Here is a 10,344-nt window from a genome sequence, read left to right on the forward strand (position 1 = left end):
CAGGAGTTTCTGAATTGGTATCGACCTGTTGCCAAGTCATCAAATCTACTAACCCCACGCGACCTGATTCTTGTAACAACACATAAGCTCGCGTTGCATTGTTGGTGGCTACCAATTCTACTGGTTTATCTTCCCGGTCTGGTGTTCCTACGGGAATGTTAGCACGTAATAAATCTGAGCTGCTGCCTGCTTCAATTACTGATTCGGGCGCATGAGCATTGATAATGCTAATCGCATCGGCTGTTTCTTTTGCCACTATAGCTAGTTCCACACAAGTGGGGGTCAACTGGATTGGGGTGCTTTCTTTTTCGACAATTTCTGAATCGGTTGGTAGCGGACCCATCTGTTCTTTTTGTCGTCGAATTAAGACGATTTCAGCTTCGCCCAGAACAACTATATTGGGAACTTTGATGGCAATTTGATAGCGATTGTCTCCCAATTCAACAGAGCGTTCGGGGATTAAAATGCCGGGATAGGATTTATTTCCTACTCGAAATTCCACCGCCAAGTCTTCAAACGAACTGCCAATCTCATTGAAATCGTTGAGGAAATTACTCCCACTGAGGACAACAACAGGTTCGTTATTACTAAAGGTGAGTTCTGCTTGTTGCAGAACGGGTGGTGCCAGTGGGTCGGCTGGTCCTGGTGGTGGGGTATTCAGAACTGCGGTCACCGAAGGGACTCCTTCAGCGGTGAGTTCGACTCCGGCTGTTGTGACTACAGGTAAACCGACTTGGGGAATGCCGATGATTTCGAGGTCGGTTTGCAGATATTTAGCTAAGTAAGCCAACAGGTAGGCTGTAGCGACGAATTGACCGTAGGTGAGGGCAGCTATACTCAGGAAACCAACCTGGGCGGCCAAAGAGGTAGTTGCGAGACTCAGGTTGCCTGTTAAGTTGATTCCTCCAGCCGTGGAAGTTGCCCATTGACTGGCGGTGATTTGTGAGATTCCTGTGTCGATAAATCCTAAAGTGCCTAACCCGGCAGAAGGCCATGCCAACACTGCATATTGACCGCTGGCTAAAATTCCATTAAACGGCCAGGAAGTCGTTCGGATGGTGCCTTCTTCGTCTACGACACCGGCTTCTTCAATGGACCAAGTAGGGTTCCAAGTGCCGGTTTCATCTGGGAGGGAGCTTTTTCGCAGGAACAATACTTCGCTACCAGCAGACAAACCAGCAGGAGCAGGAATTGCCAGTTGAGCGGGCTGAGTGAGGGGTTCGTCACCTAAATCCAAGCTGAAGGCACCGACTAAATCCAAACTTTCCGGGAGTGGTAGTGAGAGAGACTCTCCGGTTAAGGGAGTGAGACTGACGGCAGTTTCGGCTTCTAACCCACCGGGAGGAACCATCACCAGGGATCCATCAACGGCTTCAACGACTCCCCCTTCTGCTCCCAATGTCACGGAACCGGCTAAGGGTTTCTGGACTGAGATGGGTATCGTCACCATCTGCGCTCCATGAATTATCGTAAGGGTGGCCTCTCCTTCATCGAGTGCCGTGACTAAGCCATCTTCATTCACTTGCAGCAAGTCCGGATGGCTCACAAAGTAGCGGGTTCCGGTTTCTCCGGCGCTGAGATTGGGTCGTGATTCTAACCCGTTAATGGTGAGGGAGAGTTGTCGAGTGGTTCCGGCGGCTAGAGTGAGACTGTCGGGATAGGGGTCTAACCCATAAAATTCCGCTAATGCCTGATTGAATTGAGCATCGTTCTCTGGGACTAAATTACCCACCCGAATGGCCTTGACTCCGATTAATCTGCCCGCATCTTCGGAAATTAAGTGGAGTACGTGACTGTTGCCAGCCAGGGAATTTCCCAATATTTGTTCTAAAATCTGACGGTCTAAGGAAAAACTCCCATCGGCTTGCAAGTAGGCGGTTACATCGACAAATTCCTCGACTGGAGTTGCATCAAATCCAACCCGTAACCGGATAATTGGACTGGCATCGGTAATACTTCCTCGTACTACTGGATTGAAGGGTTCGTTTCCACTGCTGTCGGAGAACAATTGGGCTGTAATTTGCGGGGGTTCTTTATCTGAATTGGGGGGTTCTATCTGAATTTCATTGAGGATTTGCTGTCCAATTTGAGAATTGCGCCAATCTGAATCTGGAGCAATCACTTCATCCATGTTAGGAACGATTCCGGTTGCACCTGACAGTTTGAAGATGATATCATTAAAGTCGGCCTGGACTCCAGGCAACCGCAAATCTTCCCAGGCAAATAAGTTCCCATCTCCAGTGACATCAACGAGTTGAGGTTGATGCAACGCTCGTTCCGGGTCATTGGGAGTTAACGAAAGGAAGGGTTTTTTGCTGCCAGTAACTTGCGGATTTTCAAAGAGTTCTTGGAGGGTGCCGTCAGGAATTAAGATTAAGCCAAATTCTGTTCCTTCCGGTAAGGAAAAAGTTTTCTCTCCTGGTTTGATGCCGCGATTCCAATTGTAAGGTTCTAATTTTCCATCGAGTTTGGCTGCTTCTGTGGAGTCGTTTAGGAGAACGTAACCTTCCTCGGAATTGGAGAGAGAACGTCTGGCAATTTCTTGGAAGAATTCAGGAGACCCCCATTCATACTCTGAGAGGCCAGCCATATTGAACAAACCGACAGTCCCTTGATAATAGCCGCCATCGAAGATGTATTCGATGTTAATCGAGCCAGTTTCTCCGACTTGGAAAACTCCTTGGGAAAAGTTAGGGAAGGATTCCTGAACACTGATTTCACTGATTGACACGGATTCATTTGGGTGTAAATCTGTGTCATCTGTGGTTAAGGATTGGTGAACACTGATTTCACTGATTGACACGGATTCATTTCTGTGTAAATCTGTGTCATCTGTGGTTAAGGATTGGTGAACACTGATTTCACTGATTGGCACTGATTCATTTCTGTGTAAATCTGTGTCATCTGTGGTTAAGGATGAGGAATTTGTTTCGGTTGAATCGAGTGAAGATTCTTCTGAATTCGGGGTTTCTTCTAAAATAACTGTGGTGGTTGTTGACTCGGAGGAGGAAGTTTTTAAGTTGGATTCGGTCGCTTCAACTGTGTCGGAGTCTGATACAGTTGAAGTTTCATCAGGAGATTCGGTCGGTTCGGATGTTTCAGTTGAAACAGAGGTGGATTCTGTTAAATTGGATGTGTCGGAGTCGCTAACGGTTGACGGTGAGCTTTCGGTTGAAACAGAGGTGGATTCTATCTCGTTGTCGGTGTCGTCAGATAAGACAGTGAGCGATTCAGTTTCTTCAGGAATTAAAGTGGATTCAGTCGGCTCAACTGTTGTCTCGTCAGATAAGAGAGTTTCTGATTCAGTTTCTTCGGGAATTGAGGTAGATTCTACTCCGTTGTTAGTGCTATCAATGTCAAGGGTTGACTCTACGGTTGAATTGCCAGCCGCTATTTCATCACCACTCGGTTCTAATGCGTCAATTGGTTCTGAAACTTCCTCTAAATCGCTTGATGGCGGCGGTTGGAGTAAAGCGGATTGTTCTTGGACGTAGGTGATGATTTCTTGAGCGGTGGGAGTGGTGCGCCAATCTAAATTAGGATTGATTAATTCATCCAGAATCGTTACGGTTCCAGTGGCTCCAAATAGGGAGAAGATGAGGTCATTGTAGTCGCGATCGCTTCCCACATCGACTCGCAAGTCTTCCATAACAAACAAATTGCCTTCTCCGGTAACGTCGGCAATTTGTCCCACATGAAAGGCATCTTCTGGGTTGGCGGTGGCGAGGGAAAATAAGGGTCGTTTGTTCCCAGTTAATTCGGGATTTTCTTGAACTTCTTCGATTGTCCCATTGGGAACAAGGATGATGCCAAATTTATCTCCAGGCTGCATGGAAAAAGTGCGAGTTCCGATGATTTCTCCTCGATTAAAATTGTTGGCTTCTCCTAACTCTCCGGTAAATTTGGCAGCTTCGTTGGCGTCAGAGATGACGATGTAACCTTGCTGGGAATGACTTAATGCTCTCTTGGCGGCTTCTTTAATAAATTCTGCACTTCCGGGGATGAGTTCTTCCATCCCGGTTAAACTAAAGATGCCAATTTCGCTTTTATAAGCGCCACCATCGTAGAGGAATTGGATGTTGACTTGTCCAGTATTGCCAACGACGAATGTTCCGGATGTGAAGTCGGTATTTTGGAGGGACGCAAGTGCTTCGCCGGTGAGGGGGTCGATTGGAAAGTTGTTGTCTGAACTGGGGAGTATGCTCGACTCAATACTATTAACGGATACTCCATCTGTAAGCGAGGTGTTCTCAACTCCATATTGAGAGTCTATGGGTGGTAAATCGCTACCAGTTGGCGGAGATTCTAATGGTTTTATTGGGTTGGTAAATGGGTTGATGGGGTTGTCAACTAACCCTGATAGTAAAGGGTCTCCCTGGGAGTCAGGGAATAAAGATTCATGGTTTAAAATTGGCATGACCAGTTTCCATCCCGGTAAGGTTTTAGATGGCGCTGCGACAATACTTTTTATGTAAAAAGTAGGATGCTTTGATAGATTTAAAAATCGTTTGGAAACTACCTTAACAACTCTTTACGGTTTTTTCTATCCGCAATTTTACTTAATTTTTTAGGTATTTTTGGGGAGGTTTTGGTCTGAGCCTTGTGAATTCTTCAGTAATTTTACGTGAAGTTTTTTGAAGGTAACTTAGTTTTTGCAATTAATTTGATAGATTTTTCTTTTATGGCCTGGGGGTTTAAAGGAGTTTTAATTCATTCAAGTTTACACAAAAAAAATCAGGGAAAACTGTTTTTCTTTTTGTCGGGAAAAACTTTGGTGAGTAATAATGCTTAATTAGTGATGCAGAATACAGGATTAGTAGGATAAGGGGATTTAATCGCGGCGATGGGGTTGGATTGAGAAACCGGGTTTCTGACCCAAACTTTGGCAATCTACCCAAATTGAAGCAGAAACCTGGTTTCTAACCCCCAGGCAAAGATTCGGAATAATCTGCTAAGTTCGTATCAATCTTTAGGTGAATATTTAGGTTTCTTAAAATTTGTTTGTGAACCGGAAAAATTTGGTAAGGTGGCGATTATTACCTCTGACGGCTGGCTACTTAGAACGAAACTAATGTAGGTGGTATGGCGATAAAAAAGCGAATCAGGTACAATATCAGAAACCGGAATTGCTGTTGAGGAGCCTCTCAAATGCTAGAAATCCACCAAAGTTATGTCATCGACGAAAACCCGAAGGCGATCGCCGTCCAAATTCCGATCGCAGAGTTTGAGAAGATTGAGGAAATTCTCGAAAATTACGGCTTGGCAAAATTGATGGAAGAAGTGCAAGACGAAAAACCTCTGTCCAAAGAGGAAGCCCTAAAATACTATGAATCTCTAAAGGCGAATAATGTGGAACCTTGAATACACCAAATGATTTTTTAAAGAGTTGGCGGCTTTGCCAAGAGAAGTTCAAGGTCGAGTTGACCCCATTATTTTTCAAGAACTCGAAACCGAGAATCCCTTTGATTTAGGATAGTTGGAAAAAATGACAGGCTATTCCGATAAATATAAAATTCGGGTAGGTGACTATCGGATTGCCATGACCGTTGACAAAAAAACACAAACCATCATTTATCAACGAGTAGCTCATCGGAGGGATATCTATAGAACTTTTCCTTGATTCAGAAACCGGGTTTCTTGACCCCATCTTTGCCACTCCACCTAAATTGAGGCAGAAACCCGGTTTCTAGCCTCCAATAAAAGATTCAGAAACCCCCAGGCAAAGATTAAGAAACCGGGTTTCTTCCCCAAATCTTTGCCACCCCACCCAAATTGACGCAGAAACCCGGTTTCTAACCCCCAGGCAAAGATTAATAGTATGTTCGCGGACGAGGTGATATTGATAAATCCGTTCTAAATTTGTAATTATATTTGGAGTAGAGGTGATGTTAGGTGAGCGTTTGACGGTTCTGACAGATAAATTATTATTAAAAGTACAAGTAAATTTGGGAGGAGAGTTATGGAGGTTGAGGAGTTACTCAGACGTTATGCCTTGGGAGAAAGAGGTTTTGCTAGAGTCGATCTGAAGAATGCCCGGTTAAGTGGAGTTGATTTAAGATGGGCTAACCTGACTGGTGCCGACATGGAAGGAGTGCTGCTACAAGAAGCGGTTCTGAACAATACCATTCTTAAAGAAGCTAATCTCAGATATGCTGACTTGAGTCGGGCTAACCTGACTGGTAGCAACTTGTTTAGAGCCAGACTAAATAATTCTAATCTCAGGTTTACTATTTTGAGAAATGCCAAACTGTCTGGCACAGATCTGAGCTATGCCATTTTAGAAGGCTCTGACTTAAGACTCGCTTCTATCACTGAAGCTAATCTCGAAGGGGCTAACTTAGAAGGGGCTAACTTGGAAGGGGCTAACTTGTCTTTTTCTACTCTAGTGGACGCTAACCTCAGACGTGCCAATCTGGAAGAGGTACTGCTGAAAGAAGCGATTCTGAACGATGCCATTTGTGAAGAAGCTAACTTTAGCTCTGCCACGATGTTTGAGACCGGGATAAGTAGAACTAATTTCAGAGGAGCCATTTTTGATAACATTCGCTTCCTTGACTGCTACTGCTGCGAAACCATCTGGCCTAATGGAGAGGTCATCACCGATCCAGAAGCATTTCCTCCCGAGCAGTAAGTAGGCAAAATAGATTACACATTCGTTTTGGCTAGACGACTGAGTTAATCGAGGCATTAACTTTGTAATCAATTCGGCACGGAAACTTATAATTTTTGTAACGAGCTGTTTTACCTAAGAAAAAAAGAGAATTTTCGTTCGGAAAATTATTCAAACATGACTGACGCATTTTCTCTATATTTGATGTCAGACTGGGGTCATCTAGGCGTCAACGCAGAAGCTCCTACTACTGTTGTTTTTGCGTAAGTAAGTCTTCTACAAAAAATCAAAGCAGCCGTGACCAAACCGGGTTTCTTCCCCACCCTCTGAGAACCTACCTAAATTTAGGTAAAAACCCGGTTTCTAACTCCCACGCAAAGATTCAGAAACCGGGTTTCTGACCAATAATACTTCTGAACCGCGTGGCTAAACCTGTGTTAGTGTTAAGCTAGGAAATCGAATTGACGGAGATTAACGATGGATGGCGAAGAACTGCTGAAATGCTACGAGGCGGGAGAAAGAGATTTTCGAGCAATTATTTTGCAGCATACTGACTTAAGCAGTGTCAAGTTAGATTCGGTCAATCTAAGCGGTGCCTGCTTTTACAATGTCAACTTCCACGGGGCTCATTTAAAAAATGTTAACTTAAGCAGTACCGAATGGTGGGGCTGTAATTTGTTGGCTGTGCAATTCTGGTTATGTAACTTGAAAGATACTATTATCGACCATTGTGTTTTAGAGAGTGCCAGATTTTTTGACTGCGATCTCAGAAAGTTTAAAACCATCGGATGCAACATGACTTGTACTGCCTTTACTAGAGTAAATCTTCAAGGGGCTGAATTTGGTGGTTTTGGTGAAGATCCTTGTCGGTTTTGGGATGTTATTCGACCTGACGGAGTTTTGATTCCCGGTTTCACCTTCAATCTCTATCGTTCTTCACATAATAAAAAAATATAAAAAACCGTTTAATAGACATCTTTTTGTGATTTTCAACTTAAATCTCCTCAAACCCCTACATTGTCGTAAAAATTAAGTGCAAATGCAAATTAACTATTAAGGCTAGAATGCTTAAAAGGTAAAATTTGAGAAATTTTGGAGATGTCTAAAATCTTTCTTTTTTGCTGTCTCGATCTTTTAACTGTTTTAAAGTGAAAGGCTCATCCCCCCTCTATATACCAAATCCTATGAAACTCCCCTCGATTCTGATTAGTTTAGGATTAGCATTGTTACTGGTTCTGACTGCGCCTGCTCTACCTTGGGGACAAACCCCAATGCAATGGAATAATCTGGCGATCGCCTCTCCCATCCCTTCCCCCTGTGCAAACGTCGCCACTATTAACAATGATGCTTTGGAAGTTCACTACAGTCCCGACTGTTTAGAGCAAAAACTCCATCTGAGTCAGTTACTCCAGCGGTTAGAACCCATCATTGCGGAAAAAACTCGCAACAAAATCACCGTCAGCCATCTCAACTATGCTTTAATTCCAGAAGGAATTCACCTCCAGGGGGATGTCCTGGTTAATCTCAAAGCAATCCCGGGAAGCGTTCCGGTTTCAGTCGCTCAAGATTTATCTGTGAGTATCAAAGATGGATATCTCTATGTTAAAGCGGGGGAGACGGATTTAGAAAGCTCGAAATTAGTTATCAAGTCTAAGCCGGGGATAATTACTCAAAAACTGGACCAAGAATTAGCTAGATTTAATGGGAAAAAATTATATGAATTTGTTGCCCTCAATCACCTCAATACCCTGGCGGAACCGATTGGAATTGGTCCTGATGCGGTGGACTTTGTGATTCAATCCATTGAAAATAAACTGAACCTGAGTCTGGATGAAAGCGGTTTAACTCTGGGGGTTCGGTTTCGATGAATCAGGAGGGGATGGCGGATGGATTCTCTTAGGCATTCTGGTTGCAGCTAAAGCCTGATTGCTGATTCCTGCGGTTCAACCAATTATGGACTCGCTCATTAGACCTCTTGCAAAAAAAAGGATTGATCCCCCCAACCCCCCTTAAGAAGGGGGGCTTTAAAGAATTTTGCAAGAGGTCTATTGCTCAGGCGGGTTTTCGGATAAGTACAGCATTATACATCAGAATTTTACAAGCGGCTGATGAATAATTCCTGATATCCCCTGTGCCGATTTTGTTGATATTATTCTAACTTTTAGTCGTTATTAGAAATTTTTGTAGGTCCATTATTATATCATAAAACGTTTAAAATAAAAATATTTTTATGGGTAGAAAAAATAGTTAGAGACCAGAGTAATTTTATTTTTTGCGCTATACTTAGCCTGTTAGGTTTAGAAGTTCAACTTTTAGGGACGACTTATTCGGAAATGAATTCACAACAATTGATGAGCCGCAGTGAGGAAGAATTAATGATTCCTCATGCGGAGTATGCGAAGAAATTGCGTCCCCTGCTGCCACCAGAGGCGTTTGCACCGGATCCCGGTAAGTTAGTCATTTTATTGATTAATTTGGGGATCATGATCCTGGGTTGGGCGATCGCCTCCACCTTAGATCGTTGGCCCGTCTTCTTGTTATGGCTTTACCTCCCCATCGCCCTAGTGATGGGCAATAGCATTGTTGTCCTGCTGTTTAGTTCTCATAACCTGATGCATGGCAGTGTCATCAAAAATAAGCGGGTGATGTACCTGATGGGGTTTCTGGGATTAACCCTGTTGTGGATGCCAGCGACGATGTGGAAAGCGGTACACAATCGTGAGCATCACAATAAAACCAATTCTATGAACGACCCCGATCGCAACTATTTGGAGGGTCAGCCGAAAAATTGGGGCAAATGGATTCAAAACCTGTTTGTGCCTTCTGCGGAGGTCCATCCCTTATGGTTAGCAGTCGGGATGACCAGTGCTTGGGGAGTGCATAATTTTAGAAACATCACCTCAGTGCTGTTTTTCAATGATAAATCCGTAGATTATGTGCCAGCAGCTTTTACCATTACGCCGAAAGAACGACGGGCGATCGCATGGGAATTAGTGGCGATCGCAGCCATCCATCTCACTATCTTGTATGCGCTCCACTTTGACCCCATCAAACTGCTGCTGAGTTACTTTCTACCCATCGCCATTGGCTATGCCGGTGTAATGTTTTATATTTATACCAATCACATGGCCTCGCCGATGAGTACCGTTAACGACCCCACGTTCAACAGCTTATCCATTCGAGTTCCTAAATTCTTCGATTGGTTGCACTTGAACTTTTCTTACCATACGGAACATCATATCTTCCCCAACATCAACTCCGACTACTATCCCCTGGTCCGAGAATTGCTCGAACTTCACTATCCCGGTCGATTGAAGTTAATCGATGCCACAGAAGCTTGGCGTTTATTGTTGCAAACGCCTCGTCATTACAAAGATGAAAATACCTTTACCGATTGGTCCGGAGAAAAATCGGTCCCTTGTCCCGTGATCCCGACTTCTGCTAAAAACTGACCCTTAAGCAAAAACAACCGACACTTTTTAGGGTGTCGGTTGTTTCTTAAGCCTGGGTTCGGGTTTAAATCCCCCCTGGACTGGCGCTTCTCGAAGCGCCCCTACAGGCGGTGGTTTTAAAACCGAACCGGGTGTTGCTATGTGAGTGTTATACCAAATCCGGTTGGTAAAAGTCAGTTTTCGCTCCGCAGCCCGCGCAGGCGGGCTTCGTCCGTATAGCCCCACCCTTGAGGGTGCGGGTTTTTACAGACCTTCGACAACCGAATTGAGTGTTATACCAAA

Annotated in this window: 7 protein-coding genes; 6 read left to right on the top strand and 1 reads right to left on the bottom strand. The window is 44.2% G+C overall.

From position 1 onward, the window contains the following. A partial coding sequence (locus tag NG833_RS19215; RefSeq protein WP_254566885.1) for a DUF4114 domain-containing protein occupies positions 1 to 4,417 on the bottom strand: 4,417 nt, incomplete at its 3' end. 731 nt (positions 4,418 to 5,148) lie between these two features. Here NG833_RS19215 and NG833_RS19220 point away from each other — a divergent pair. The 6 genes from NG833_RS19220 to NG833_RS19245 all read left to right on the top strand — a co-directional run bounded on the left by NG833_RS19220 (position 5,149) and on the right by NG833_RS19245 (position 10,062). Continuing rightward, the gene (locus NG833_RS19220; RefSeq protein ID WP_254566886.1) at positions 5,149 to 5,361 is read left to right on the top strand and encodes a hypothetical protein; all 213 of its coding nucleotides are present in this window, start codon (positions 5,149 to 5,151) and stop codon (positions 5,359 to 5,361) included. 124 nt (positions 5,362 to 5,485) lie between these two features. Further along, positions 5,486 to 5,620: a type II toxin-antitoxin system RelE/ParE family toxin gene (locus NG833_RS31005; RefSeq protein ID WP_256556073.1), complete on the top strand. Its 135-nt coding sequence runs from the start codon at positions 5,486 to 5,488 to the stop codon at positions 5,618 to 5,620. Positions 5,621 to 5,959: 339 nt separating this feature from the next. Beyond that, entirely contained in the window at positions 5,960 to 6,631 is a 672-nt protein-coding gene (locus tag NG833_RS19230; RefSeq protein WP_254566887.1) for a pentapeptide repeat-containing protein, read from the top strand. Positions 6,632 to 7,087: 456 nt separating this feature from the next. Further along, positions 7,088 to 7,567 (top strand): pentapeptide repeat-containing protein, encoded by a 480-nt coding sequence (locus tag NG833_RS19235; protein ID WP_254566888.1) that lies wholly within the window; start codon positions 7,088 to 7,090, stop codon positions 7,565 to 7,567. 227 nt (positions 7,568 to 7,794) lie between these two features. Continuing rightward, positions 7,795 to 8,478: a hypothetical protein gene (locus tag NG833_RS19240; RefSeq protein ID WP_254566889.1), complete on the top strand. Its 684-nt coding sequence runs from the start codon at positions 7,795 to 7,797 to the stop codon at positions 8,476 to 8,478. 465 nt (positions 8,479 to 8,943) lie between these two features. After that, entirely contained in the window at positions 8,944 to 10,062 is a 1,119-nt protein-coding gene (locus NG833_RS19245; RefSeq protein ID WP_254566890.1) for a fatty acid desaturase, read from the top strand. Positions 10,063 to 10,344: the final 282 nt, after the last annotated feature.

The organism is Oscillatoria sp. HE19RPO, assembly GCF_024220515.1.
Lineage (GTDB): Bacteria > Cyanobacteriota > Cyanobacteriia > Cyanobacteriales > Laspinemataceae > Laspinema.